28 protein-coding genes are annotated in these 25208 nt (G+C 37.6%); 13 read left to right on the forward strand and 15 right to left on the reverse strand.

Annotation, left to right across the window (positions count from 1 at the left end; genetic code table 11):
• Positions 1 to 176: 176 nt before the first annotated feature.
• From hutH to LUD75_RS15935, 4 genes are all read right to left on the reverse strand, one after another.
• Positions 177 to 1664, reverse strand: coding sequence for a histidine ammonia-lyase (gene hutH, locus LUD75_RS15920; protein WP_232706806.1), 1488 nt, complete (start codon positions 1662 to 1664; stop codon positions 177 to 179).
• Positions 1665 to 2082: 418 nt separating this feature from the next.
• Positions 2083 to 2484: a lysozyme inhibitor LprI family protein gene (locus LUD75_RS15925; protein WP_232706807.1), complete on the reverse strand. Its 402-nt coding sequence runs from the start codon at positions 2482 to 2484 to the stop codon at positions 2083 to 2085.
• A gap of 18 nt (positions 2485 to 2502) precedes the next feature.
• The gene (locus LUD75_RS15930; protein WP_232706808.1) at positions 2503 to 3033 is read right to left on the reverse strand and encodes a YfiT family bacillithiol transferase; all 531 of its coding nucleotides are present in this window, start codon (positions 3031 to 3033) and stop codon (positions 2503 to 2505) included.
• Positions 3033 to 3686, reverse strand: coding sequence for an SGNH/GDSL hydrolase family protein (locus LUD75_RS15935; protein WP_232706809.1), 654 nt, complete (start codon positions 3684 to 3686; stop codon positions 3033 to 3035). Before LUD75_RS15935 ends, LUD75_RS15930 begins: the two co-directional genes overlap by 1 nt.
• Positions 3687 to 3877: 191 nt before the next feature.
• Between LUD75_RS15935 and LUD75_RS15940 the strand changes: the two genes are divergently transcribed.
• On the forward strand, positions 3878 to 4123 hold the full coding sequence (locus LUD75_RS15940) for a VF530 family protein (protein ID WP_232706810.1): 246 nt from the start codon (positions 3878 to 3880) through the stop codon (positions 4121 to 4123).
• A 5-nt stretch (positions 4124 to 4128) separates the two neighbouring features.
• Here the strand turns inward: LUD75_RS15940 and LUD75_RS15945 are convergent, their stop codons facing one another.
• Together LUD75_RS15945 and LUD75_RS15950 are read right to left on the reverse strand one after the other, a co-directional pair.
• Positions 4129 to 4506 (reverse strand): YchJ family protein, encoded by a 378-nt coding sequence (locus tag LUD75_RS15945; protein ID WP_232706811.1) that lies wholly within the window; start codon positions 4504 to 4506, stop codon positions 4129 to 4131.
• Between the two features lie 94 nt (positions 4507 to 4600).
• A complete protein-coding gene (locus LUD75_RS15950; protein WP_232706812.1) occupies positions 4601 to 6622 on the reverse strand; it encodes a M3 family metallopeptidase in 2022 nt (673 codons plus the stop codon).
• Between the two features lie 356 nt (positions 6623 to 6978).
• On the opposite strand from LUD75_RS15950, the gene LUD75_RS15955 reads away from it, so the two are divergent.
• Positions 6979 to 7509 (forward strand): SRPBCC family protein, encoded by a 531-nt coding sequence (locus tag LUD75_RS15955; RefSeq protein ID WP_232706813.1) that lies wholly within the window; start codon positions 6979 to 6981, stop codon positions 7507 to 7509.
• A gap of 58 nt (positions 7510 to 7567) precedes the next feature.
• Here the strand turns inward: LUD75_RS15955 and LUD75_RS15960 are convergent, their stop codons facing one another.
• Positions 7568 to 10381 carry an alpha-amylase family glycosyl hydrolase gene (locus LUD75_RS15960; protein WP_232706814.1) on the reverse strand — a complete coding sequence of 938 codons (2814 nt, stop codon included), beginning with the start codon at positions 10379 to 10381 and terminating at the stop codon, positions 7568 to 7570.
• Between the two features lie 409 nt (positions 10382 to 10790).
• Here LUD75_RS15960 and LUD75_RS15965 point away from each other — a divergent pair, with 409 nt between their 5' ends.
• Together LUD75_RS15965 and deoC are read left to right on the forward strand one after the other, a co-directional pair.
• Positions 10791 to 11261: an Lrp/AsnC ligand binding domain-containing protein gene (locus LUD75_RS15965; protein ID WP_232706815.1), complete on the forward strand. Its 471-nt coding sequence runs from the start codon at positions 10791 to 10793 to the stop codon at positions 11259 to 11261.
• Positions 11262 to 11368: 107 nt separating this feature from the next.
• Positions 11369 to 12112: a deoxyribose-phosphate aldolase gene (deoC, locus tag LUD75_RS15970; protein ID WP_232706816.1), complete on the forward strand. Its 744-nt coding sequence runs from the start codon at positions 11369 to 11371 to the stop codon at positions 12110 to 12112.
• A gap of 67 nt (positions 12113 to 12179) precedes the next feature.
• Here the strand turns inward: deoC and LUD75_RS15975 are convergent, their stop codons facing one another.
• From LUD75_RS15975 to LUD75_RS16000, 6 genes are all read right to left on the reverse strand, one after another.
• Entirely contained in the window at positions 12180 to 13340 is a 1161-nt protein-coding gene (locus LUD75_RS15975) for an NAD(P)/FAD-dependent oxidoreductase (RefSeq protein WP_232706817.1), read from the reverse strand.
• Positions 13341 to 13364: 24 nt separating this feature from the next.
• Positions 13365 to 14117, reverse strand: coding sequence for an AraC family transcriptional regulator (locus LUD75_RS15980; protein ID WP_232706818.1), 753 nt, complete (start codon positions 14115 to 14117; stop codon positions 13365 to 13367).
• A 20-nt stretch (positions 14118 to 14137) separates the two neighbouring features.
• Complete coding sequence (locus tag LUD75_RS15985) at positions 14138 to 14539, reverse strand: VOC family protein (protein ID WP_232706819.1); 402 nt, start codon at positions 14537 to 14539, stop codon at positions 14138 to 14140.
• Between the two features lie 56 nt (positions 14540 to 14595).
• Complete coding sequence (locus LUD75_RS15990; protein ID WP_232706820.1) at positions 14596 to 16107, reverse strand: alpha-amylase; 1512 nt, start codon at positions 16105 to 16107, stop codon at positions 14596 to 14598.
• A 177-nt stretch (positions 16108 to 16284) separates the two neighbouring features.
• Positions 16285 to 17364, reverse strand: a complete 1080-nt coding sequence (dinB, locus tag LUD75_RS15995) for a DNA polymerase IV (protein WP_232706821.1) — start codon at positions 17362 to 17364, stop codon at positions 16285 to 16287.
• Between the two features lie 120 nt (positions 17365 to 17484).
• Positions 17485 to 18000 (reverse strand): thioredoxin family protein, encoded by a 516-nt coding sequence (locus LUD75_RS16000; RefSeq protein WP_232706822.1) that lies wholly within the window; start codon positions 17998 to 18000, stop codon positions 17485 to 17487.
• A 178-nt stretch (positions 18001 to 18178) separates the two neighbouring features.
• Here LUD75_RS16000 and LUD75_RS16005 point away from each other — a divergent pair, with 178 nt between their 5' ends.
• Genes LUD75_RS16005 through LUD75_RS16030 form a run of 6 tightly spaced genes read left to right on the forward strand, consistent with a single transcriptional unit; the run spans position 18179 to position 21910 of the window.
• Positions 18179 to 18814, forward strand: coding sequence for a Crp/Fnr family transcriptional regulator (locus LUD75_RS16005; protein WP_232706823.1), 636 nt, complete (start codon positions 18179 to 18181; stop codon positions 18812 to 18814).
• A 56-nt stretch (positions 18815 to 18870) separates the two neighbouring features.
• Positions 18871 to 19710, forward strand: a complete 840-nt coding sequence (locus tag LUD75_RS16010) for a DUF5777 family beta-barrel protein (RefSeq protein WP_232706824.1) — start codon at positions 18871 to 18873, stop codon at positions 19708 to 19710.
• A gap of 11 nt (positions 19711 to 19721) precedes the next feature.
• Entirely contained in the window at positions 19722 to 20081 is a 360-nt protein-coding gene (locus tag LUD75_RS16015; RefSeq protein WP_232706825.1) for a cytochrome c, read from the forward strand.
• Positions 20082 to 20104: 23 nt separating this feature from the next.
• Entirely contained in the window at positions 20105 to 20647 is a 543-nt protein-coding gene (locus tag LUD75_RS16020) for a YceI family protein (protein ID WP_232706826.1), read from the forward strand.
• Complete coding sequence (locus tag LUD75_RS16025) at positions 20647 to 21165, forward strand: ankyrin repeat domain-containing protein (protein WP_232706827.1); 519 nt, start codon at positions 20647 to 20649, stop codon at positions 21163 to 21165. The genes LUD75_RS16020 and LUD75_RS16025 overlap by 1 nt, the downstream gene beginning before the upstream one ends.
• Before the next feature lie 4 nt (positions 21166 to 21169).
• Positions 21170 to 21910, forward strand: a complete 741-nt coding sequence (locus LUD75_RS16030; protein WP_232706828.1) for a T9SS type A sorting domain-containing protein — start codon at positions 21170 to 21172, stop codon at positions 21908 to 21910.
• An 80-nt stretch (positions 21911 to 21990) separates the two neighbouring features.
• Here the strand turns inward: LUD75_RS16030 and dtd are convergent, their stop codons facing one another.
• Both dtd and LUD75_RS16040 read right to left on the reverse strand, forming a co-directional pair.
• Positions 21991 to 22440: a D-aminoacyl-tRNA deacylase gene (gene dtd, locus LUD75_RS16035; RefSeq protein WP_232706829.1), complete on the reverse strand. Its 450-nt coding sequence runs from the start codon at positions 22438 to 22440 to the stop codon at positions 21991 to 21993.
• Between the two features lie 15 nt (positions 22441 to 22455).
• A complete protein-coding gene (locus LUD75_RS16040) occupies positions 22456 to 22917 on the reverse strand; it encodes a hypothetical protein (protein WP_232706830.1) in 462 nt (153 codons plus the stop codon).
• A gap of 98 nt (positions 22918 to 23015) precedes the next feature.
• Here LUD75_RS16040 and greA point away from each other — a divergent pair, with 98 nt between their 5' ends.
• Genes greA through clpX form a run of 3 tightly spaced genes read left to right on the forward strand, consistent with a single transcriptional unit; the run spans position 23016 to position 25157 of the window.
• Complete coding sequence (gene greA / locus LUD75_RS16045) at positions 23016 to 23483, forward strand: transcription elongation factor GreA (protein WP_232706831.1); 468 nt, start codon at positions 23016 to 23018, stop codon at positions 23481 to 23483.
• Between the two features lie 60 nt (positions 23484 to 23543).
• Entirely contained in the window at positions 23544 to 23933 is a 390-nt protein-coding gene (locus LUD75_RS16050) for an HIT family protein (RefSeq protein WP_232706832.1), read from the forward strand.
• Between the two features lie 48 nt (positions 23934 to 23981).
• Positions 23982 to 25157 (forward strand): ATP-dependent Clp protease ATP-binding subunit ClpX, encoded by a 1176-nt coding sequence (clpX, locus tag LUD75_RS16055; protein ID WP_232706833.1) that lies wholly within the window; start codon positions 23982 to 23984, stop codon positions 25155 to 25157.
• The last annotated feature ends 51 nt before the right edge of the window (positions 25158 to 25208 follow it).

Below are 25208 nucleotides of genomic sequence, written 5' to 3' on the forward strand. Positions count from 1 at the left end.
AAATTTCAAAGTCAGAAAAATACGCTTTTCATAGAAGAGAATGGTTCGGGAAAATGGAAAGTTGTACTTTTGGCAGCTGTTTTCACACTCGTAATTATTTATCTCCGCTCAGATGACATCTCTAAAACTAATAGTTATTTTAAGATTTGTCAGTCTGTGCGGAGTCGAAGACCTTTTTAATTTACAATCAGTTTCCTTTCTCCAATCAACTCTGCAATTTTCAAAATGTCTTCTCCGATTAATCTATCATTTTCCAATTTCGGAACTACAGAACGAATAATGGAGTAATTCTTCTCAACAATTTCCGAGCAAACTGCAGGTCTTCTGAATTCCAGACCTTGAGCGCCGAACATCAATTCAATCGCCAAAATATTTTCAAGATTCCCAAGGATTTGATTGAATTTTCTTCCCGAAATACTTCCCATAGAAACGTGGTCTTCCTGACCTAAACTTGTCGGTATAGAATCTGCGGAAGCCGGGAAACAAAGCGTTTTGTTCTCTGTAACCAATGCTGCACTTGTATATTGCGGGATCATAAAGCCAGAGTTGAGTCCAGAACTTTCTACTAATAACTTAGGTAAACCATATTTTCCTTCCAGCAAAAGATAACTTCTTCGGTCAGAGATATTTCCTAATTCAGCCGCTGCCAAGGCACAATAATCCAAAGGCAAAGCCATCAACTGTCCGTGGAAATTCCCGCCTGAGATAGATTCTTCTGCACTTAGAATGATTGGATTGTCGGTTACAGAATTCAATTCTATGTCTGCCATCTGTTTCAAATGTTCGAAGGCATTTCTGCTCGCGCCGTGAACTTGTGGCACGCATCGCATCGAATAAGGATCCTGAACGCGGTCGCAGAATTCGTGAGACTTCAGATTGTCGGAATCTTTCAGGAAGTTTCTCATTCTTTCTGCGACTTTTCGACTTCCGTCAAACGGACGAATGTCGTGCAATTCTTTTTTGAAAGGACTTGCAGAACCTCGGTAAGCTTCAAGGCTCATGGCGGCGGTCAGGTCTGCCAGATCCAAAAGATATTCAAATTTTGATAATCCAATAATGGCGTGAGCGAGGATGAATTGCGTTCCATTGATCAATCCCAAACCTTCTTTCGGGCCAAGTTTCAAAGGTTGAATATTATGCTTTTCAAGAACTATTGAAGTAGTAACAGGTTGATCATTTTCCCAAACCTGGCCTAATCCCAAAAGTGGCAAAACCAAATGTGCCAAAGGCGCCAGATCTCCCGAAGCTCCAACAGAACCTTGCTCCGGAACAACAGGAATGATGTCTTTCTCCAACATCAATATCAAACGCTCGATCACGTCCAAAGAAACACCCGAAAATCCTTTCGACAAAGCGTGGATCTTGGCAATCATCATTATTTTTGAAATATTCTTGTCAATCGGTTGTCCAACACCAACAGCGTGAGAAATAATAAGATTGTGCTGAAGTTGCGCTGTTTCCGATTCTGATATTTTGGTGTCGCAAAGTGGTCCAAATCCTGTATTAATACCGTAAACCGTCCTGTCAGAAGCTACAATTTCTTGAACATTCTTTTGCGACTTTATAATTTGTTCTCTTGATTTTTCACTGAGTTTTGCAAGCGATGGATTTTTTGCTATTGCCAAAACATCCTGATATCCGAGCGTATCGATTCCGTAAATCATTACTAAAAAATTTTGCCTAAAAATACACTTTTCGGGAAGAACGTAAGAATGATTTTATATTTTATCAATCAATAGTCATTGCTTAGGAAGAAAGAGATGTAAGTTAACCAATAAGTCCAATATAAAAAGGGAATAAGACTTAAAATTAGCCAAAGTACATTCCATTTTTTGGTTTCACGAAATTCAAGGAAAGTAAATAACGAATTAATAAATGAAAAAAGAATTGAAAATACGTGTAAAATCATCGAAGTATTAATCCCAATTTGCCAAACAACTCTCAACTCTGAATATCGTAGAGAATTTCCTAAAATGCGTGGAATAATAAGTGCAATTATAAAAGCGCAAACAATGATTAGTGTAAATTTTTTATAACTGTAATTAATGTGGTTTATTTCCATTGATTAACGTATTGAACTTATCAATAATCAAACTGCTCATCATAATCTTTAAGCTGCAACGCTCTATCTTTAACAATTTCCAATTTTTTATTCCCTGCAATCACATAAAACAAAGTTCCTTTTTTGATATTGAAATAATATTTGTCAATCAATTTGAACTCAGAATCACGGAATTTCATCCAATTTCTCTGCGCTTCTACCAATTCGTTTTTTCCGGTTTTTGAAAGTTTTTGGCTTAATGAAATGTAGGTTTTATTAAGTTCTTTGTCCCACGATTTTTGAGCAGAATTGATACAATTTCTTTGTCCAGCTGTTGAATTGTCTTTACTCAAACATTTTTCTAAATCTTGGTCAATTTTGTTTTGAGCCAATGAAAAAATATTAATGAAAAGTAGAAGTAAAAGAGAGATTGGTTTTTTCATAATTCAATTTTAAAGTTCTTAATTAAATCTCAATTCCTTCGCTTGGCGAATATGAGCCAAATGATGCTGACAATGCCAACTATAAATCAAAATATTTTCTGTGAGCGAAATCTTTTCTGGCTGTTCAGGATGGATAAATTCTTTGTTCAAATCTTCATCAGACAAACTCTTCATAATGAAAACCCATCTTTCGTGCAACGCTTCCAGCAACTTCAAAGAAACAAAAGGCGAAAGTTTGCTATCCGGCAATTCTGCCCAAAGACTTTCCTCGTAAGGTTTAATTGTTGGAACATTTTCAGTCAAAGCCAATTTGAATCGCACGTAACTATTAATATGACTGTCAGCGCAATGATGAACTACTTGAGATATTGTCCAGCCTTCTGGTCTGTACTTTAACTTCAAATCGTTTTCATCCAGATTTTCAATTTCAGCTTTCACAAGATTGGAAAAGTTTTCAATTTCATGAATAGCGGAATCGATGATTTCTTTGGTGATGGTTTCCGGTTTTACGAACTTTCCGACTGGGAATTTTAGTGCTTCAAGATTCATTACTTCAAATTTTTCATCAGGATGGCCTCCATTTTCTCATAACCCAATTTGTTCGGATGGATTCCGTCTTCTGCAATTTCTTGAGGCAAACCATTTTTGTCGTCTTTCAAAGGCGTGTGATAATCGATGTAGGTGATTTTGTTTTTCTGAGCATAATCTTTTATCATTTGATTCAGTGCAATCACTTTGTCAGCGGGCATAATTCCTTTTCTCCAAGGGAAATCGGACGCGGGAAGCGCCGAACACAAAACCACTTTGATGTTATTAGCTTTTGCCAATTCCACCATCGAAACAATATTTCCAAACACTTTATCCAAAGAAATAGGACCTTGATTTTCCGCAATATCATTGGTTCCAGCGAGGATAATCACGCGTTTGGGTTTCAATAAGATTACATCTTCCCGAAATCTCAAAAGCATCTGCGAAGTTACCTGACCACCAATTCCTCTTCCGACGAAATTGTTTTTGCTGAAAAATTCCGGATCTGTGGCAAACCAGCCTTCTGTGATAGAGTCGCCCATCAGTACAGAGTTTGGTGTTGTATTTTTGGATTTTACTTCTTGATTTTGTTTTTGATATTTGCCGAAATTAGCGAAGTCCTGAGCATTAGACATTGTAGAAAATAAAAGGATAATAAAAGTTAGGATTTTCATTTTTTCTGATTTATAATCAAATATATGAAATCTCGACAATCAGAAATTACATTGATAATAAAATTCATTAACAGATTTCAAATCTTAATTGAGCGAAGCGCCTTTGCGAACCTTAAAAATATTTTCAACAATTATAAAAAATCATTGCGCGCTTTGCGTTCAAAATTATATTAAAATCATAATTTTACAAAATGGAACAAACTTCGAAAGACCCTTTACACGGCAAAAGACTGGACGCAATTTTGGAAGAATTGGTAGATTATTACAATGGTTTCGAAGAATTGGGGAAGCAAATCAACATCCGATGTTTCAACGCCGACAATCCAAGCATCAATTCCTCATTGAAATTCCTCAGAAAAACAGATTGGGCAAGGGCAAAAGTAGAAAGTTTGTATCTCTATGTTTTGAGACAGAAAAAGAAAAAAGGTTTGCTTTAAATTCCTTAATCCAAAAATATTCCGCTCACATAATACCACCGATTCTGAATCGTTTTAAAGGTCGATAACTCGTGATGGACTTGCGGATTTCCATCTTCATACGTATAAAACGCTTTGAATTCCACCTTGTTCACTGACGGTGTATCCACAATTTCCAACTTTGTCCATTCATTGATTTCGCCCCATTCCTGCAGGCTTTTTTTGTTATGGAATTTACGTTTTCCAGGCGAAATCGTTTCCCAAAGATATTCACCGTTCGGGATGGCAAACGCCGAAAAGCGAGAACGCATCAAAGCTTCCGCAGTTGGTGGAAATTTTTCTTTTTTGTGATAAGGTTGACAGCAATCTTCGTAAGGTTTTCCGGAACAGCAGGGACAAGTCATTTTGTTAAAATTTAATATTATTTTTCGAAAAACCCTTTCAGAGTTTCAAACTCCGAAAGGGTTGCAATTCAAACGTTGTTAAAGTAATTATTTCTCAGCTACCAAAAGCTCTCTTCAACAGACTCTCCACTTTCGGCTCGCTTCCACGGAACGCTTTGAACAATTCCATAGGGTCTTTGGTTCCGCCGGAAGAAAGGAGGATTTTATATTTCGAAGCGATTTCCGGATTGAAGATTCCATTTTCTTTGAAATATTGAAACGCATCCGCATCCAAAACTTCCGCCCATTTGTAAGAATAATAACCAGCCGAATATCCACCTTGGAAAATGTGTGAAAAACTCGGTGCCGTCGCTGTTTCCGGATTTGATGGATAGATAATTGTAGCCTCAGTTTTTTCAACTTCGTACTCTTTCACGCTCAAACGCTCCAACTCTTCAACTTCCGAATGAAAAGCCATATCCAACAATCCTAGGCCAACTTGTCTCATCGTTTGATAGCCTTCCATAAAGGATTTGCTTTGAGATAACTTCTCGATTTTTTCGTCTGGTAAGATTTCTCCGGTTTGATAATGTTTAGCGAAGGTTTTCAGGAATTCCGGTTCGTAGCAGAAATTTTCTAAAAACTGGGAAGGCAATTCCACAAAATCCCATTTTACAGAAGTTCCTGACAGATTCGGATATTGCGTGTCTGCCAAAACGCCGTGAAGTGCGTGTCCAAACTCGTGGAACAAAGTGGTCACTTCCTGAAAAGTCAATAAACTTGGCGTGTCTTTCGTAGGTTTTGTAAAATTACAAACCACGGAAATATGCGGACGCGAATTTTCGCCGTCTTTTTTATACTGATTTTTATAACTCGTCATCCACGCGCCGGCACGTTTTCCTTTTCTAGGGTGATAATCGACGTAGAGTAGGGCTTTTACATCTCCGTTTTCTGTGATTTCGTAGGTTTTTACGTCTTCGTGGTATTTCTGAACATCGTTGATTTCCCTGAATTCTAATCCAAATAATTTTCCTGCCAATCCAAAAACTGCTTCCTGAACTTTCTCCAATTGGAAATAAGGTTTCAGTTCTTCATCATCAATATCGAATATTTGTTTTCTTAATTTTTCAGCATAGAAAGCGTGGTCATAACTTTGGATTTCTTCGATTCCGTCGGCTTTTGCTAAGGTTTTTAATTCCTCGATTTCTTTTTGAGCGTAAGGTTTTGCTTTATCCAAAAGTTCGTTTAGGAATTCAAACACTTTTTCCGGCGATTTTGCCATTCTTTCTTCTAAGACGAAATTCGCATAATTTTTATAACCCAACAATTCCGCTTTTTCCTGACGAAGTTTTACGATTTCTTTGATGAGGTTTTGATTGTCAAATTCTCCACCGTCAAAGGATTTTTTGCCATTTGCCAAAGCCAATTCTTTTCTCAATCCACGATTTTCTGCGTAAGTCAGTGCAGGAAGATAACTTGGATATTGGAGCGTAATCACGTAGCCTTCCAAACCTTTTTCCTTTGCATCTTCCTCATATTGCGCCAGAATTGCTTCGGGAATTCCTTTCAATTGTTCTTTGTCTGTGATGTGTTTGAAATAAGCGTTGGTCGAAGCCAAAGCATTTTGCCCGAATTGAAGCGACTTGATGGACAAATCCATATTGATTTTCTCAAGTTTCTTTTTTTCTTCTTCATTCAACAAAGCACCGCTTCTCACAAAACCTTTGTACGTTTCATTCAGCAACATTTTTTGTTCCTCGTTCAATGACAAAGTGTCTTTTTGGTCGTAAACGTTTTTGATCCTTTCGAATAGTTTTTCGTTTTGTGAAATTTTGGATGAGAATTCTGTCAAAAGTGGTGAAACATCTTGCGCGATTTTCTGGATTTCATCATTCGTTTCAGCTGAATTTAGATTGAAGAAAATGCTGGAAACTCTGTCCAATTGTTCACCGGAAAAAGCCATTGCTTCAATCGTATTTTCGAATGTTGGCGCTTCTGGATTGTTTGTGATTTCGTCGATTTCCTTTTGAGCAGTTTTTACTAATTCCTGAAATGCGGGAAGGTAATGTTCTTCTTTAATGTCGTTGAAAGGTGATGAGGTATATTTGGTGTTGAATTTTTCTAAAAGTGGATTCATAATTTTGTTGATAGTTGATAGTTGATAGTTGATAGTTGATAGTTAGCCTTGTCAAGGTTTGAAACCTTGACAAGGCTTTAAGGATGTTTGTCAGGCTAAGGCTTTCGAAGACTTTTCTAATATATTATTTAAATCACAAATTTAGTACCTAAAGGTGAAAGTATGACAAAATTGCGCCCCGACTTGAGTGGAAATCCTTTTTTGCTTGTCGTCGAGTTCAATTTAACTGAAATGTCGAGCAAAAAAGATTGGGAACGGAAGGCGGATAAAGGCGCCCCAAATAAAATATTGTCTTAGGAAAAGTTTTGTTATTCAAATTATTTTTAGATTTGTTTTGAACTTAAACTATACTTATTATGAAAAAATTTCTGAAAATCGTGGGTGTAATTTTGGCAATCTTTATTGCTTATTGTGCCATTGCTATGCTGGTTGTGGACAGCAAAGCACACAATGAACAGTCAATCGTCATCAATGCACCGAAAGAAAAAGTCTGGCAGAATGTGAATTCTATGAAAGCATTCAACACCTGGAATCCGTGGATGAAGATGGATCCGAAACTAGTGGTGACTTACAAGGGCGCGAGTGGGGAAGTTGGTGACGGCTACCACTGGAAAGGTAATGATGATGTGGGAGAAGGTGAGCAGGAAATCACGGCAATTGTTCCGAATGAGAAAGTGGCGACCAAAATGCATTTTATTGAGCCTATGAATGATACTGCGACTTCTGATCTTCTTCTAGCAACGGAAGGTGCTGGAACCAAAGTGACTTGGACAATAGATTATGAGATTGAAACGGTTTTCAAACCGATGAAACCGATGATGACCTGGCAGATGAATAAATCATTCTCAAAAGGTCTTGGAAAATTGAAAGAACTTGCTGAGAAATAAAAAATCGCCCCGATGATTCGGGGCGATTTCATTTTGAATTTGAAAAATTTATTTTGTCTTATTTGATGATCAATTTTGAAACTGCCAAACCTTCGTCAGATTTCAACTGAACCATATAGACACCAGACGTCAATCCGTTTACAGAGAATGTTTCGTCTCCTTTAGCAGATTTCATTCCGAATGATTTAACCAGCTTTCCGTTAAGATCAAACACGTTGATTTGTCCGTTTTTGGCTTTGTTGTATCTGATTTTTAATAATCCGTCTGTTGCCGGATTCTGAACGATTTGAAGTGATGTTTTGTTAGCATCAATCTTAGTTTCGTCAGCTGCCAAAGCCGTTTGGTTCCCGAAAATTCTGAATTCGCCCGGCTGAAGAACCACTGTTGTAGCGGCACTAGCAGACATCGAAGTGTTGTTCATCAAATTGTACCATGTTCCGGAATAAGGAAAGTTTGGTGTCACGGTCTGAGCGGTTGTCGTGAAGTTGGCAACTACCACGACATTTTTAAGGCTGCTTGCCGGTAGAGCATCATTCCAAATGTAGATTCTTGGTAATAGATTTCCTGATTCTACAGTGAAAGTCGTTGTGTCAAAAACCTGGCTTGATAGTCTGATTGCCAATATCTTTGACCAAGTATCATAGATTGATTTTCTAGCCGCATCGGTGTCATAACCAAGGGTAAAAGCTACCGGTTTTGGAGATAGTCTGCAATCGTTGCTGATGGTTCCATTCTCACATCTGTTGATACTGAATTCGTATCCAAGCTCTCCAAACTGCCAGATCATTTTTGGACCAGGAACTGCTAAGAAAACTGCACCGAATGCCTTTTGTCTTTCCAATGCTGTTGCAAGAGTTCTTACCGATCCATTTCCATAGTTCAGGTTTTTGAACATTAGACGCTCCTCATCGTGGCTTTCGCCGTAAGTTACATTTCTTCTTTCGCTGAATCCGTGGTTTTCAAAATCCACTCTGTTGAAATTACTGTTAGAGTCGTAACCCATTGTGTTTTGACCGTAAGGACCAATCAAATTGTCCCACATCATCACACCTTTTCCTTCATTGATTCTGTAATTTGCCCATTGCTGCTCTTCAGCATCTGAACCCAAATGTTCGAAGATGATGTAAGAACTAGGATCCTGAGCCCATTGATAATCTGAATATAATTTTAATACATCCACTCTGTCCTGCTGGTAAGAGCCGGTACAACCTTCGTCTGATGCAGTACAGTTTTGCGTAAATCCTTTTGTAAGATCCCAACGGAATCCGTCAACTTTGTATTCTTTGATCCACTGCTCAAGAACTCTGTTCACATAATATCTTGTGTCTGGTTTTGAATGATTGAAATCGTAGAAAACACTGTACGCGTGCGTAGCTGTTTGGTTAAAGTATGGATTATTTGCTGCAACACCACCATAACTTCCATCTGTGCTTGTAGACCAAAGTCTCTCTAATGGCGATCTTCCTGTAGCGTGGTTTAGTGCTACATCCAGAATTACTGCAATACCATTTTGATGGCATAGATCAATGAATTCTTTGAATTTTTCTGGTGTTCCGTAAGCTTTATCTAAAGCTAAATGGAATCCAGGATTATATCCCCAAGAATTATTTCCGTCAAATTCCATTACCGGCATCAGTTCGATGGCATTGACGTTTAATCCTTTTATGTAAGGGATTTTGTCAATCATTGCCTGCCAATTTTTTCCTTCGGTAAAATCTCTTACAAGCGCTTCATAAACAATAAGATTTTGTTTTGCAGGTTTCTGGAAGTTGGTTACAGTCCAGTTGTAAGCAGGTTTCGCAGTCTGAATCACAGAGACATCATATTGCTGTCCGGCAGGATAAGCTGGTAATCCAGGATATGTAGATGCTGTGATATAAGGATCGTCATCCGGTGAAAGTACTAATGTAGAATAAGGATCTGCTACTTTTACACCGTCATTAGTTCGGTATTGGAAAGTATAAACCTGTTGAGCTGTCAATCCTGTAATTTCTATCCAAAACAGATTGGTGTTATTGGTGTCTCTCTTCATCACATAATTGGAAGAAATCTGCCAGTTGTTGAAACTTCCAAGCACATGGACGTAATTTTTAAGAGGTGCATACAAAGCCAATCCCACTTTTGTAGGATCGTTCGGATCATAATTGATCCCTTGTCTCATGTAAGAAGGAATAGCTGCAGATTGAACAGTTGGTGTAACTCCAAATGTGAAGTTCGATTTTAAAACAGTACCGTCAGCAACACTGGTTGCAGTCAGTTCCATTTGAGTATCTCCAGTCACCGGATATGCTTTGAACATACTGGAAACATTGGTGGCAGTATGAACGGTTACACCATTGGCTTTCAATTCAAAATTTGCCGGAAGAGATGTTCCGTAAGAAATTGGATATGATCCGCCTGAAGCTACAAAACTAATGGAGCCATTTCTTGGTGAGTTGGTTGTAAACTGGAATTTCCCAACTTCGGAATAGATATCCTGAGATTGTCCGTTTCCGGTTTTGGTTTTGACAAGGAAACCGATTCTGCCCAATCCTGTTCTGTTGTAGAAGGTTTTTGGAACAAATGAAATGGTGTAAGTATCATTTCCGGAATTGTAAGTCAGTCTGTTTGTTTCACTGGATGCAGTCCACGCTCCGTTGGTAGGACAGTCCACACTGTTGGCGTCATTGGCATCATACGACCAGGACCACAGGTAAAGCGCATTGTTGGCAACGCCCCAGGTTGCTTCATTAATACTGCTTCCATTGATGGTAATGGTAATCGATTCGTCTTCGTTGAATGCAGTCGGAGTGATCGAGTAGGTGACCGTCTGCGTCTGCGCAAAGCTAAGTATCGCAATAAAGAATGCGATAAGATTGTAAAAATTTTTCATTGGTCTATATATAAGGTTTTAAATATATCATTTTTTCATGATTCCCAACAAAATTTATTTTCCTTTAAATTTAAATTTTAAATATTTGATTTTCAATGTTTTATTTAAAGCATTTGTTTGAAGTCTTTAATGTTTGTCCAGATTATTTTAACCAAATATTAACGTTAAATACACATTTGGATAAAATTTAGTTTATATGATATTTCTGCAGTTTTGGAAAAATAATCCTATTATAATTTTATAATTCATATTATTTTCTATATTTTTACAACCAAATAGAAAACAATAAACAATTATTTTGATTAAAAAACAGATATTATATCTAGCTTGTATTTGATATTCAATTAAAATTATTCGTTTATTTAAAATATTTTGTATTAAATTTAAAAATCAAAAATCAAAATAAATTATGAAGAGTGTATCTGAATCTGGTTACCATTTAGACGGTGTTGATAAAGAAATTGTCTACATGTTAATGGATAATGCTAAAACGTCTCTTGCTCACATTTCAAAACATGTTGGCATCTCTACAACAGCCGTTCACCAAAGAATCAAAAAATTGGAGCAGGCTGGCGTAATCGAAAATTCTATTTCTTTCCTTAATCCAAGAAAAATTGGATATAAAGTGGTTTCTTATATTGGTGTTTTCTTGGATCAGCCAAGTCACTATCAGGATGCGATCAAAAATCTTAATCTTGTAAATGAAGTTGTAGAAGCACATTACACCACAGGAAATTACACGATTTTCCTAAAAGTCCTTTGTAAGGATAATGACCACCTGATGGAGATTCTGAACAAAATCCAAAAACTGAAAGGCGTTACCAGAACAGAAACGATTCTTTCTCTGGAGCAAAGTATCAGCAGACAGCTAAAAGTTTAATGAAAACATATAAAATAAAAAAAGGATGCAAAATATTTGTATCCTTTTTTTATTTTTGTACTAATAGAAACTGCTCGATTTACGCGCTGAAAAATTAAAATCTGATTATGAAAATCAATCAATATTTAGACTCTACATACCTGAAAACGCCGGAGCAATCCGGACTGACGGAAGAACAGACTTTCGAAAAAGTAAGAGAGCTGACGGATAAAGCCATTACTTACGATTTCAAAGAAGTAATGATCCGACCGAATTATGTGAAATTAATAAAAGATTATCTGACCTCGAAAAACTCTGATGTTTTGGTAGGAACTGTCATCGGTTTCCACGAAGGAACTTATTCTTTGGAGGAGAAACTGGCCGAAGCCAACCAGGCAGTTTTGGATGGCGTGGACGAGTTGGATTATGTCATCAATTATGAAGCATTCAAATCCGGAAATCTTGATTTGGTAGAAAAAGAATTTGTTGAAGGAACGAAATTAGGTTTGCATTTTGGCAAAACAGTAAAATGGATTATCGAAATTGCTGCACTTTCTGATGATCAGATTGCTGACTTAACGGCTAATATTTGGAAATGGGCGCAAGAAAATTTTGAAGAAAAAGATTTCGAAAAAATATTCGTCAAATCTTCAACAGGATTTTATGTGACGGAAGGCGGAAAACCAAACGGAGCCACTTTTGAAGGTGTAAAAATTATGCTGGACAATGCTGGAAGACTTCCCGTAAAAGCTGCAGGCGGCGTGAAAACTCCGGAAGATGCGGAGAAAATGATCAATTTAGGAATTCAAAGAATCGGAACATCCGCAGCAAAAGCACTTCTCGGCGAAGGCGAAGCTGGATCGGGATATTGAATTTATCTATAGAACGTAAACCTCCCGAAAGTGATTTTGGGAGGTTTTTTTATGTTTAAATTTTAAATTAATGTCTGCCAAAAAACTCAAGCATCTTTTCCAAAGCATTTTCAGAATGCATTTTTTCTCCGTTTTCAAGAGACTCCTGTGTGGCTTGTGATGCTCTTTTTCTCATATTAATTTCATATTCAGAAATAGCTTCTGTCAAAGAATTGTATTTTTCCGAAGTCAGATATTCGCTCAATTCCAAAGCATCCAACATCGCCATATTCGCACCTTCACCAGCAAAAGGCGGCATTACGTGGGCAGCATCGCCAATCATTGTTAAGTTGGATTGAGTTTTCCAGTTTTGATTCAAAGGCATATAATATATAGGACGCGGCACGAAAGGTAATTCTGCATTCTCAAACAGCTCATACCAAAAGTTGCTCCATTCATTATAAGCGGTTTTGAACCAATTGAGAATTTGGAGTTTATCAGAAAAATCCAAACCACTTTCGATTTCCCAATTTTCCTGAGCCTTAAAGCTGGCATAGAAACCAAGGTCGCCATTGCCTTTTTGTCCCATCAAAATATTTTTCCCGTTTCCGAAAGCCATTATTTTTCCGCCATCGATTAATTTATCAATAGCAGGGACTTTCGTCTTCGATTGACAGATATTCCCTTCCAGCATTACAATTCCAGAAAAGATTGGTTTAATGTCTGTAATGTACGGGCGGATTTTGGAATTGGCACCATCAGAAGCAATCACAATATCTGCATAAACGGATTCTTTATTTTTGAAATGTAAAAGCCACCCATTATTCTGCTTTTCTATCGCGATAAAATGACTGTTCCAAATCACCGTTTCAGGCTCCAGAGATTCCAGCAATATTTTCCTTAATGAGCCGCGATCGATCTCCGGACGGAAATGTTCGTGGCCAAAATTTTCCTTAAGATTAGTTTCATGATCGCTGTAAAAAACTTCTGCCTTTGCATTGACGATCAATGTTTTGTCTGCGCCTAGAAGAAAATTTTCTTTGAATTCAGCTAAGAGATCAGCTTTTCGAATTGCAGCCAGTCCGGAATCCTCATGCAAATCCAAAGGTGAACCCTGGACTCTCGCATTTTTATCAAATTCTCTTTCGTAAACTTTAACATCTGCACCTTTCATTTGTAAAAGTCTTGCTAAAGTCAGTCCGCCGGGACCACCGCCGACAATGGCGATTGATTTATTATTGATGAGCATAATTTTAAATTATATGCTGCAAAATTACTTCGTGTGGTAAACCAAAAATTGTAAAAATCGGTCGTTTTGATTTTTGAACAGTTCTTTAGGAGAAACGCCAGACAGTTTTTTGATTTCTTTGATGAAATGAGACTGGTCTGTAAAATTAAGCTGCGGATAAAGATTGCCGTCTTTGATATGAAAAAGAGAAGCCTGAAACCGAAGGATATTACAGTAATATTTTAACGAAATCCCCAAATGCTTTTTGAAATAACGGTTGATCTGACGCTCTTCCCAAACTATTTTTTCTGAAAGTTCCTTAATGTTAATTTCTCCATCAGTCTCAAAGATCAAATTGAATAATTTCAATTTTCGTTCATCAATTTCTTTTGGTAAAAGTGAATGGATTTTAGTTGATGCTTTTTCGCAAAATATTTCGAAATCATCCAGGTCATCAATATTGAAATCCCAAAAATCATTGGGCAATGCCATTCCGCTATTGACTAACTCCGCAATCGACTGGTGAAGAATATATTCCAGTGCCAGCGGATTGAAGCTGATGGAAAAGAAAGAAGTAATATCCAGCTTCGGCGTTGGCTTTGGTCTTGTTTCCAAACCCATCAGTACAATTTGAAGCTGGTTATCCCTTGTTTTATAGAAAAGTAAATCGATTTTTCCGTTAGGAATTACGATGCCTTCTTTTTGAGTTGACAGATTTTGAAGGGATGAAAAACAATACACAAAATCAGCAATTGACTGATCTGGCTTGATGAGTCTGTATTTTAATTCTTCGTCCATTTTTTATCTGTCAGGAAATATTATTTACTTTCAGAAGGTTCCCAAAGTTCTATTTTGTTGTCATCGGAATCTAGGATGTGAACAAATTTTCCATAATCGGAATCTTCGATTTCATCTAGAATAGTGACGCCGTTATCTCTCAGATTTTTCACCAGTTCTTCAATATTTTGAACGCGGTAATTGATCATAAATTCCTTTTTGGACGGTGAAAAATAACTACTTCCCGTTTTGAATGGACTCCATTGCATAGACTCAATGATGTCGGTATCATTATGATTTCTCGATTCGAAAGTGGCGCCCCATTCCGTGGTATCAATTCCCAGATTTTTAGCGTACCAGTCTCTGGTTTCTTTAGGATCATCGGAATAAAAGAAAATACCGCCAATGCCGGTTACTTTTGGTATTTTGTCTGAGTTTTCCATATTGTAATTTGTAATAGTCTAATTTTAAATCAAATATAAAGATTTTAAACCAAAATTTACTCAGCCACCCAAACACTCACATTCCCCGCAGGACAAGGAAAATCTGCCCAGCCATCTTCCCTGATTGTAACTTTATCTTCCAAATGTCCGGTGAAATCGTAGAAAGTCTTTCCCGCATATCGTTTTCCAATTTCCATTGGTTTGTGATAAGCATCCTTATTACTCAAAACAACCGCACAGCCAGAATGTTCATCGTCACCTTCCCGTACCCAACCTAGACAATGTGCATCTTCAAAATAATCTTTCTGATTGCCGTATGCAAAATCTCTCCTTGCTTTGATCAGTTCCTCAATTGCGTCAACTTTATCAAGATGAATTTCGTATTCATTGCCATCTTTCCCATTATCCTTATAACTTGCGCCATAAAGATCAGGATAGAAAACACAAGGATAACCGTCTTGTCTTAACAAAATCAAGGCATACGCTAAAGGTTTGAACCATGTTTCAACGGGCGCTTCCAAAGCCTGCAGCGGCTGCGTATCGTGATTGTCAACGACCGTAACGGCTTTATCGGGATGAGAACCCAGCAGAGTTTCCTTAAAAATATTTCTCAGATCATAATCCGGCGTTTTTGAAGCCGTGTGGAGATTATTTTGAAGCGAAGAATCGAACAGGCTCATACAACCCTCAGTAGAATCTATGTAAGCTTCCAAAAGCGGCAGCAATCCCGGCGCCCAATATTCGCCGACAGCAAAAATATTTTTCCCTGTGTTCGAACGCAAAAGTGTCAGCCATTCTCTGTAAAATCCCGGCGAAATATGTTTCACGGCGTCCAGTCGTACCCCATCATAATCTGTTTGATCGTGGTACCATTTTGCCCAGTGATTCAGTTCTTCGCGGACGAAAGGATTGCGGTGTTCAATGTCGTTGTACATCAGGTAATCATAATTTCCTTTTTCATTATCGATGATTTCGTCCCAGCCATTACTGAAATCATTAAAGATTCTGTAGATGCCGGAATCCATTCCTTCCGCATAGTCTACACCGGTAAAACAAGTGAAATTCCATTTGAAGTTGGAATAAGTATCGCCTCTTCCAGGGAAAGTAAATTTGGTGTAAGACTCGATGTCGATGACTTCGGAGATGACTTTTTCCCTGTTGTTCTCATCCACTTTCACCGCCTTGAATTTCTCCAGCTCATCGCCGCCCGCTTTGTGGTTGAGAACTACATCTGCAATGACCTGAATGTTTTTTTCTTTCAGCGATTTGACTGCTTTAATGTATTCTTCTTTTGTACCGTATTTTGTGGGAATGCTGTTTTTCTGGTCAAATTCCCCAAGGTCGAACAAGTCATAAGGATCATAGCCTACGGACATAGCTCCGGACGTGCTTTTATATGCTGGCGGAAGCCAGGCTGCGGTGATGCCGAGATCGGCAAGATATTGTGATTGGTCTTTTACGTGTTTCCAAAGGAATGAGTCGCCATCGGTGTACCAATGGAAAAACTGTATCATAGTTCCGTTCATAAGAATGTAGATTTTTTCAGATTGTTTGATTTGATTTCTCAACTATAGAAAATATCACGCCAAGGCGTAATGGAACGCAGATTCAAGATAAAAGTCATATTTGTAAAAATTACGAGCTTGTCAGAAAAAATAATTTGGGCGTCTGTATCCGTCTTCCGCTTCCTCCCGCTTTTACATCGGGATCCTATCAAGCCGGGGCGCGCTTCGCAAAATTGAAGATTAGTTATCAAACTCCTCAAACGGAATTTTCAACTGAACTGAAATTTGTTTTTTCTCTTCCGTATTAAGATTTGATAATGAAAGTCCGAGTAGTCGAATCGCTTTGTCAAACGGTCGCAATTCCCAAAGCTGCTTCGCCGTGTTGTAGAATTTCTCCGCATCCTCGAAGTAAAATTCCTGCGTTTTACTTCGTGTATAAAGCGTGAAATCTTTGTATTTTATCTTCAGCGTCAAAGTTTTTCCTTTGATTTCTTTTTTGCCGAGACGTTCTTCCAGTTCCAGACTCAGGGATTTCAGTTTTTGGTCGATTTCTTCATCTTCATTGATGTCGTCCCAAAACGTTCTTTCCACCGCTACACTTTTCTGTATTCGGTTTGGTTTCACTTCGCCGTTGTGAATGCCGCGGACAACATTGTAATAATATTTCCCGGATTTCCCGAAAAGCTTTTCCAATTCATCCAGAGATTTCGCTTTCAGATCAGAACCTTTGAAAATGTGCAAAGTGTGCATTCTGTTCGCCGTAACTTTCCCCACACCGTAGAATTTCTCAATCGTAAGATTTTCCAGAAACTCATTGATTTTGGTTGGATGAATGGTTTTCTGTCCGTTCGGTTTATTGATGTCCGAGGCAACTTTAGCCAAAAATTTATTAACGGAAATTCCTGCTGAAGCTGTCAATCCTGTTTCCTCGAAAATACGTTTTCTGATTTCCCTCGCAATGTCATTCGCAGACTCGATGTCTTTTTTGTTTTCGGTCACATCAAGATAAGCTTCGTCGAGAGAAAGCGGTTCTACCAAATCTGTATATTCGTGGAAGATGCTTCGGATTTTGCTGGAGATTTCTTTATATCTGGCAAATCTCGGTTTTACGAAAATAAGATGCGGACATCTTTCCCTTGCAGTTTTACTTGGCATTGCGGATCTCACACCGAATTTCCTCGCTTCATAACTTGCTGCTGCAACCACACCACGATGACCGCCGCCAACGGCAATGGCTTTTCCACGCAGACTCGGATCGTCGAGCTGCTCCACGGAAGCATAAAATGCGTCCATATCTACGTGGATTATTTTGCGCTGCATCTTTTAGAGGTTAGAAATGAGATTTTAGAAGTTAGATTTTGATTCGATTACAAAATTTAATTATTTTGCTCAATACAAATTTAATCAAAAAAAATCCCGAAAAATTTCGGGATGATGTTTCTATTTTGTCAGCTTGTCAATCGTGGATTGAATCTCGGGATCTTCCGGCGTAATGGCGTAATATTTTGCAATAGCAGATTTCTGATCTACAACAATGTATCTTGGAATCCAGTTGAGGTCGATATAATTATTGAAATCGTTTTTCCAGCCAGATGAGAACCAATAATTTTCTTTGTCGGTCATCTCGTGCTTGTCAAGACTTTTCAGAAAACCATCTTTTGAGCGCTCCAATGAAAGAAAAACGAAATTAACGTTGGGATTTTTTTCTTCCAATTCCTTGGCTTTTGGAAATGCTTTGAGACAGTCCTTGCACCAGCCGGCCCAGAAATCCAGAATTACTATTTTGCCCTGGTGTTGCTTCAAAATATCATTCATGGAAATTTCTTTCCCATTTTTATCCTGTAATTTTTGCGCTAAGGCTTCTTTGGAAAATTTGGTTTTCAGGACTTTTGGAACTTCCTGAGAAAATCCGAATTGGAAAACCATTAATAAGATGTAAACTAAAATCCTCTTCATTTTTTTAAATTTTGATGAACGAAGGTAGTGATAAATAGCAAAATCAATGGATTGTAAAATTTGAATTCAATTTAGAATCAGTATAAATATTTTTCAAATCCTGCGATTGTTTTATTTTTAATATCAAATGAGATTAATGTTTTAAAATATATTTTACTTTTGAATAAAAAATAAAGGGATGGAACATTTTAACTTCATTAAAACAAAATTTAAAAATTTGGATGAAGGATTTCACAAAGAATTGCTGGAAAATGCGGTATTCATAACAGTTGATGCCAAAACAGAATTAATCAAAGAAGGACAAAAGATAAGTCACATCCCGATACTCATCAGCGGTCTTGCAAAAGTCTTTACCTTACATGACGGTAAAGAGTTGCTGTATTATTATATAGAACCCAATGAAGGCTGTACGATGACTTTTTCCTCGATTTTTACAGATAAGACCAGCAGAATCTATGCGGTAAGCGAAGAGAAATCCGAAGTAATGCTGATGCCTGTTTCCCAATTGCTGAACTGGCTTATAAAATATCCCGAACTCAATCAGTATTTTTTTCTGGAATATGACCAGAGATATAAAGTAATGATGGACACTATCAGCCAGGTTGTTTTCCAAAGGCTTGATAAAAGAATCCTTGAATATCTGGATCAGAGAATCAAAAGACACGGCGCTACTGCTATCAAAATTTCACATAAAAAAATTGCTGACGATCTGGGAACGGCCAGAGAAGTTGTGAGCCGGATTTTGAAAAAATATGAGAAAGAAGGCGTCATCATCCAGGGTCAGCTAGGGATAGAGATTCTTAAAAAAGTGTGACATTAGTTACCGTTTTTTAGGATAGAGACTTCATATTTTTGACTCAAAGTGAAAATATGTCGAAAATTATCTCCTTTATCCTTTTGCTAATGTCATTTTTTTCTTTTGCACAGGATGATTTGTTAAAAGAAATTGATACTTCTGCAGCGAAAGAGCCTTATTCTCCAAGCTTCAAAGCCTTGCAGATTGTGACTGCACAATCTACAAAACTGCCTGCCAAGAAGGAATTCTATTTGGATATTTCGCACAGATTCGGCGATGTGAGTGATGGTTTCAAAAACTTTTTCGGACTGGATAATGCGACTACAAAACTGGGTGTTATCTATGGACTTACAGATTGGATGTCAGTCAATTTCGCAAGACATACTTACCAAAAAACTTATGAACTTGGAACGAAGTACCGGCTTGTAAAACAGGAAGGCGAATCGCCGGTTGATATTGTTGGCTACAATGTTTTAGATATTAATTCCGAACTCCGAAAAGACGATTTTCCAAAATTGGAATTTGCAGACCGAATGGTTTACGTTTCGCAAGTTTTGATTTCAAGAAGGTTTACAGAGAATCTCAGCTTGCAGCTGATGCCGAGTTATATTCATAGAAATCTCATCGAACCAACGATCGACAGCAAAAATCTGTTTTCTACAGGCTTGGGCGGACGTTACAAGATTTCCAAAAGAGTTTCCATCAACGCGGAATATTTCTACAATTTTGAGAACAAAAATTTTTACAAAAATCCACTCTCTGTCGGGATGGATATTGATACAGGCGGGCATATTTTCCAGTTGGTTTTCAGTAATTCCCAAGCCAATACAGAAAGCGGCTATATCAGCAATGCAACAGGCGATTGGTTAAAAGGTCATTTTTTCTTTGGCTTCAATCTTTACAGGGTTTTTTAAAAGAAATTATTATGAAGAATACGATAAAATTTTCCACTGTTGTTCTGAGCCTTTTTGTATTGATAAGCTGCGAAACAAAAACCTTCGAAGATATTTCTGAAAATACACCAGTTCCGGAAATGGTAACCTATAACAAAGATGTGAAAGCTATCATTCAGAGCAATTGCGTGGTCTGCCATTCTGCAACCGGATCAAATCCATATTTCCCACTGACAGATTACACTGCCACAAAAAATGCCATTGATAATATCCTCGACAGAATACAACGAGCTAACGGCGATCCACTGAAAATGCCGCAAGGCGGAACTTTGTCTCCAGACCATATTAATATCATCAAAAAATGGAAAGCTGACGGGCTTTTGGAAAATTAATTAAATAAAAAAAAACAGAAATAATGAAACCCATCATTTTAATAACAGGCATTTTTCTCACAACGAATTTTGCTTTTGCCCAAAAATATTCTAGCAAAACTGGGAAAGTAGCTTTCGAAGCGTCGGTGCCGCTTTTTGAAGATGTCTACGCTGAGAATAATGCAACTACAGCAATTTTGAACGCAGACACCGGAGAAATTGCTTCTCTTGCAATGGTGAAGGATTTTAAATTCAAAACCAATCTGATGCAGGAACATTTTAACGAAAACTATGCGGAATCTGCGAAATATCCGAAGACGAGTTTCAAAGGTAAGATTGCAAATTTCAACAAAAGTGATCTTTCTGCAAAGGCAAAAACTTACACGATTACAGGAACGCTTAATTTTCACGGTGTTGATAAACAGGTCCAGTCCTCAGCTTCTGTTTATTTGAAAGATGATAAAGTGGTTGTTCAGGGGAAATTCATTGCAAGACCTGCAGATTTCAAAGTCAAAATACCGAAGATGGTTGTGGCAAAAATCGCAGAGAATGTAGATGTAGACTATAATTTTATCCTTCAGAAATAATGAAAAAGTATCTTTTTTTATTGTTCCTAATGATTAGCTTTTTAGGTTTTTCTCAGGACAAAAATGTGTTTGACGTTGCCAGAAGCGGCACTGTACAGGAAATGGAATCATTATTAAAGCAAAATCCAGATCTCATCAATACCATCAGTCCAATGGGATTCACACCGTTGATTCTGGCCTGCTACAGAGGGAATGTAGAGGTTGCGAAATATCTGATCGATATGACAAAAGATGTGAACTACAACAGTCCGGAAGGAACCGCTTTGTCTTCACTTTGTATTAATTATAATAAAGAGTTGGTTGAAAAACTACTGGCGAAAAAGGCAGATCCCAATATTCAGGATTCTCACGGCAATACGCCGCTGCTTTGGGCTGTCAAAAGGAATAATCTGGAACTTGTAAGTCTGCTTCTTAAGAATAAGGCCGACATCAATATGAAAGATTCAGTAGGAATTTCAGCTTTTGAATATGCTGTAAAGTCCAATAACACGGAATTAATAAATCTTCTAAAACATTAAAAATATGACTACAAACTTACTTAAGATGCTTCCGCTACTGATTGGCGGAACAATGTTTTCTCAATTTTCTACGGGAGTTGTCAGCTTGCCAACCACGGCTATGACAATAAAAATTGATGTGAATGCAACGGATGTTACAATGACGCTTACGGGAAGTAGCACCAGCTATTTGGGAATAGGATTTGGAAGTAGCGGAATGCAGTCCGGTGCAGATGGATTCATCTACAACAGTAGTGCAAACCGGGATTACACCTTCTCTGGTATTGGTGTTACGCCAGCTGCAGATGCTGTTCAAAACTGGACAGAGCAGTCTAATACGGTAGCTTCCGGCATCAGAACTTTGGTTGTAAAAAGAACGCTGGCTGGCGGAGCGGGCGATCACGTCTTTACAAATGCTGCGGGTAGTGTTCCGATTTTCTACGCCAGAGGAAATGCTTTGGGCTTGGCTTACCACGCAGCCCGAGATTATGCAACATTGACTTTGTCTCCGAGTTTGGCCGTTGATGAATCGGCTTTGGCAGCTAACAAAGTTTCGCTTTATCCAAATCCCGTACAGGATGTTCTAAACTTTACGAATGCGGATAAAATTAAATCTGTAAAGATATTTGACGCAACAGGGAAACAATTGCCTAGTCAAAAAGGCGTTTCAAATCTGAATGTTTCTACACTCGGCAAAGGTGTTTATTTTGTTGAGGTTGAAAAAATGGACGGGACGATTGCTTATGAAAAGTTTATCAAAAACTAGGAATTAAAGACCTTAATATAAAAAAAGTCTGATCTTGTTAAATGGATCAGACTTTTATTTTTATCAGAACAGGCGATTTTTTAAAGTTTTGTTTTGCTGTCGAACACCAGAGTTACTGGTCCGTCATTTATTAATGAAACTTTCATATCCGCTCCAAAAATTCCACTTTCGATTTTGAGACCCGATTTTTTCAGTTCGTCTTTGAAATAGTCGAAGAGAGGAATAGCTTTGTCCGGCTTTGCCGCTTTGATGTAAGACGGGCGGTTTCCTTTTTTGTAGTCAGAGATCAATGTAAACTGGCTGATGCAAAGGATTTCTCCATTGATGTCTTTTACGGAATGGTTCATTTTTCCTTCTTCGTCTGAGAAAACTCTCACATCAATTATTTTTTTTACAAGCCAATCTGCATCTGCATTTTCATCATTTTCATCAACGCCAATCAGCAGCATCAAACCTTGACTGATTTTTCCTACAATTTCATCATCAACTTTTACACTGGCTTCGGAAACGCGCTGGAGTACAACTTTCATATTTTGAAATGGAAATTAATTATAAACAGATAAAATATTTGAATTAGAATCATAACTGTAAGCGTAAGTTTTCGGGGCGATTTTTGCGACGCTGTTGTTCGCGGGTTGACCAGTTATCAGAATCCATTCTGAGCCGTCATTTGGGCAGTAGATTGTAGTGTCATTTTTGACTTCTAAAGTTGTGTTTGTGTCTGGGCAAATATGAGGTGCATTTCTGTCATAGATTTTAAAGCCGCTGACAACTCTTACCACAATCAATCCTCGGGTTCCGGATCCTACATCACTTACATAAACCCAGCCTCCAACGTTTTGCAGTTGATAGTATGAAGGCAGACTGAGATTGAGTTGTACAGAGATGGCAGAATTTGGGAAGCAGCTTACGGTTTCATTTCGCTCGTTGCTGCAGGAACTGTTGAAAGTTAATAAACTGAAAGCCAGTAATAATGTGAAAATGGATATGATTTTTTTAATTTTCATTTCAAAATAAATTATATATTTGTAAACTCAATTCGAGACAAAATAGTATCCGGCAAAGGTCGGATTATTTTTTTATACAAACGATAAATTTTATTGTTATGAACTACGTAACCAAAGAAGGTTTGGACAAAATGAAGTCTGAACTAGAACAACTTGAAACCATAGAAAGACCAAAAATAACACAGCAAATTGCTGAAGCAAGAGATAAAGGCGATTTGTCGGAAAATGCCGAATATGATGCAGCAAAAGAAGCACAGGGAATGCTGGAAATGAGAATTTCCAAATTGAAAGATATTGTTTCGACTTCAAAAATCATTGATGTGACTCAGCTGGATCTTAGCAAAGTCTCTATTATGACAACGGTAAGGCTGAAAAATAATGCAACAAAAGGCGAGCAAAAATTCACGCTTGTGCCTGATAATGAAAGTGATATCAAAGCTGGAAGAATCTCTGTAAACACACCAATCGCTAAAGGACTTTTGGGTAAAGTGGTCGGTGAAACAGCTGATATTATTTTGCCAAATGGTAATAAACTTTCATTCGAAGTTTTAGAGATTTCTTTATAAATAAAAAAGGCAGTATTGGTTTGATAATTGCTGAAATTTTTCAAAATCAATAGTTAGATTATGAGCAGTATTTTTTCTAAAATCATCAACGGAGAAATAGACAGTTACAAAATTGCAGAAGATGACAAGCATATTGCTTTCCTGGATGCAATGCCATTGGTAAAAGGCCACACATTGGTAGTCCCTAAAAAGGAAACAGATCTTATTTTCGATCTTGATTCTGAAGATTATAAAGATCTTTGGGTATTCACTCAGGACATTGCAAAGCAGATCAAAAAAGCTGTTCCCTGCAAGAGAGTCGGTGTTGCAGTGGTAGGCTTGGAAGTTCCACACGCTCATATTCACCTCATACCTCTTAATAATATAGAAGATCTTAATTTTAAAAATGTCCGGTTGATCTTTTCGCCAGACGAATACAAAGAAATTCAGCAATCAATAATAAATGCATAAAAAGAAGTTTCGGCTTCTTTTTTTTAATTAATAGAATTCAAGATATTTATGAATCCAAATCAATGTTCATTTTGCGGGAGAAAAAAAAGTGAAGTTAAAATCCTTATTTCCGGACAGAATGGCTTTATATGCGAAAACTGTATAGAACAGGCACATCTTATTGTGAAAGATACTGCTGATGAAAGTGCAAAACCATCAATGGCTTCATCTCTGGATGAGCTGAAGAAACCAAGAGAGATCAAATCTTTTCTTGATGAATATGTGATAGGGCAGGATCAGGCAAAGAAACAGCTGTCTATCGCAGTTTACAATCATTATAAAAGAATCTTACACGCTCAGGATGAAAATCGTGAGGTTGAAATAGAAAAGTCCAATATCATAATGATTGGCGAAACCGGAACCGGGAAAACACTGTTGGCAAAAACCATTGCAAAACAGCTGAATGTTCCTTTCTGTATTGTAGATGCTACAATTCTTACTGAGGCGGGTTATGTTGGGGAAGATGTGGAAAGTATTCTATCCAGATTGCTGATGGTGGCGGATTATGATGTAGAAAAAGCAGAGAAAGGAATTGTTTTTATTGATGAGATCGATAAAATCGCCAGAAAATCTGACAATCCTAGTATTACGCGAGATGTTTCCGGAGAAGGCGTTCAACAGGGACTTTTGAAGCTTTTGGAAGGTAGTATTGTGAATGTTCCGCCGCAAGGTGGCCGTAAACATCCGGATCAGAAATATATTCAGGTAAATACACAAAACATCTTATTTATTGCAGGAGGAGCTTTTGATGGAATGACTGAGATCATCGAGAGAAGACTTAATAAGCAGGCTATCGGTTTTTCTAAAGATAAATTGGGGAAAACAGAGGATGAGGACTACATTCTCAGTCAGATCAACGCCATAGATCTGAAAAGTTTTGGTCTTATTCCGGAGCTTCTGGGAAGATTTCCAATTATCACCTATCTTGAGAAATTGACAAAAGATGTGCTGGTAAGAATTATGAAAGAACCAAAAAATTCTATCATCAATCAGTTTACAGAACTTTTCAAAATGGATAATGTAAAACTGGAATTTACAGATCAGGCTATTGAAGAAATCGTGGACGATACTATGAATAAAGGACTTGGAGCAAGAGGACTGAGAGGAACGACGGAGAAAGTTCTGGAAGATTATATGTTTGATATCGATAATAAAGAGGATGTAAAGATTGAATCAATATTATAAAATCTTTAATAATGATATTAAAATTTCTAACTAATTAAAAAATTAATATCT

The sequence above is a fragment of the Epilithonimonas sp. JDS genome, from assembly GCF_021261315.1.
In the GTDB taxonomy this organism is placed as follows: domain Bacteria; phylum Bacteroidota; class Bacteroidia; order Flavobacteriales; family Weeksellaceae; genus Epilithonimonas.

Excerpts from the sequence above, each read along its gene's own strand:
- LUD75_RS16025 (WP_232706827.1), top strand. The coding sequence starts at position 20,647 with ATGAAAAAGTATCTTTTTTTATTGTTCCTAATGATTAGCTTTTTAGGT.
- LUD75_RS15955 (WP_232706813.1), top strand. The coding sequence starts at position 6,979 with ATGAAAAAATTTCTGAAAATCGTGGGTGTAATTTTGGCAATCTTTATT.
- greA (WP_232706831.1), top strand. The coding sequence starts at position 23,016 with ATGAACTACGTAACCAAAGAAGGTTTGGACAAAATGAAGTCTGAACTA.
- LUD75_RS16020 (WP_232706826.1), top strand. The coding sequence starts at position 20,105 with ATGAAACCCATCATTTTAATAACAGGCATTTTTCTCACAACGAATTTT.
- LUD75_RS15940 (WP_232706810.1), top strand. The coding sequence starts at position 3,878 with ATGGAACAAACTTCGAAAGACCCTTTACACGGCAAAAGACTGGACGCA.
- dtd (WP_232706829.1), bottom strand. The coding sequence starts at position 22,440 with ATGAAAGTTGTACTCCAGCGCGTTTCCGAAGCCAGTGTAAAAGTTGAT.
- LUD75_RS16050 (WP_232706832.1), top strand. The coding sequence starts at position 23,544 with ATGAGCAGTATTTTTTCTAAAATCATCAACGGAGAAATAGACAGTTAC.
- LUD75_RS15985 (WP_232706819.1), bottom strand. The coding sequence starts at position 14,539 with ATGGAAAACTCAGACAAAATACCAAAAGTAACCGGCATTGGCGGTATT.
- LUD75_RS15935 (WP_232706809.1), bottom strand. The coding sequence starts at position 3,686 with ATGAAAATCCTAACTTTTATTATCCTTTTATTTTCTACAATGTCTAAT.
- LUD75_RS15975 (WP_232706817.1), bottom strand. The coding sequence starts at position 13,340 with ATGCTCATCAATAATAAATCAATCGCCATTGTCGGCGGTGGTCCCGGC.
- LUD75_RS15980 (WP_232706818.1), bottom strand. The coding sequence starts at position 14,117 with ATGGACGAAGAATTAAAATACAGACTCATCAAGCCAGATCAGTCAATT.
- dinB (WP_232706821.1), bottom strand. The coding sequence starts at position 17,364 with ATGCAGCGCAAAATAATCCACGTAGATATGGACGCATTTTATGCTTCC.
- deoC (WP_232706816.1), top strand. The coding sequence starts at position 11,369 with ATGAAAATCAATCAATATTTAGACTCTACATACCTGAAAACGCCGGAG.
- LUD75_RS16015 (WP_232706825.1), top strand. The coding sequence starts at position 19,722 with ATGAAGAATACGATAAAATTTTCCACTGTTGTTCTGAGCCTTTTTGTA.
- LUD75_RS15925 (WP_232706807.1), bottom strand. The coding sequence starts at position 2,484 with ATGAAAAAACCAATCTCTCTTTTACTTCTACTTTTCATTAATATTTTT.
- LUD75_RS16040 (WP_232706830.1), bottom strand. The coding sequence starts at position 22,917 with ATGAAAATTAAAAAAATCATATCCATTTTCACATTATTACTGGCTTTC.
- LUD75_RS15945 (WP_232706811.1), bottom strand. The coding sequence starts at position 4,506 with ATGACTTGTCCCTGCTGTTCCGGAAAACCTTACGAAGATTGCTGTCAA.
- hutH (WP_232706806.1), bottom strand. The coding sequence starts at position 1,664 with ATGATTTACGGAATCGATACGCTCGGATATCAGGATGTTTTGGCAATA.
- LUD75_RS16010 (WP_232706824.1), top strand. The coding sequence starts at position 18,871 with ATGTCGAAAATTATCTCCTTTATCCTTTTGCTAATGTCATTTTTTTCT.
- LUD75_RS15965 (WP_232706815.1), top strand. The coding sequence starts at position 10,791 with ATGAAGAGTGTATCTGAATCTGGTTACCATTTAGACGGTGTTGATAAA.
- clpX (WP_232706833.1), top strand. The coding sequence starts at position 23,982 with ATGAATCCAAATCAATGTTCATTTTGCGGGAGAAAAAAAAGTGAAGTT.
- LUD75_RS16005 (WP_232706823.1), top strand. The coding sequence starts at position 18,179 with ATGGAACATTTTAACTTCATTAAAACAAAATTTAAAAATTTGGATGAA.
- LUD75_RS15950 (WP_232706812.1), bottom strand. The coding sequence starts at position 6,622 with ATGAATCCACTTTTAGAAAAATTCAACACCAAATATACCTCATCACCT.
- LUD75_RS15960 (WP_232706814.1), bottom strand. The coding sequence starts at position 10,381 with ATGAAAAATTTTTACAATCTTATCGCATTCTTTATTGCGATACTTAGC.
- LUD75_RS15930 (WP_232706808.1), bottom strand. The coding sequence starts at position 3,033 with ATGAATCTTGAAGCACTAAAATTCCCAGTCGGAAAGTTCGTAAAACCG.
- LUD75_RS16030 (WP_232706828.1), top strand. The coding sequence starts at position 21,170 with ATGACTACAAACTTACTTAAGATGCTTCCGCTACTGATTGGCGGAACA.
- LUD75_RS16000 (WP_232706822.1), bottom strand. The coding sequence starts at position 18,000 with ATGAAGAGGATTTTAGTTTACATCTTATTAATGGTTTTCCAATTCGGA.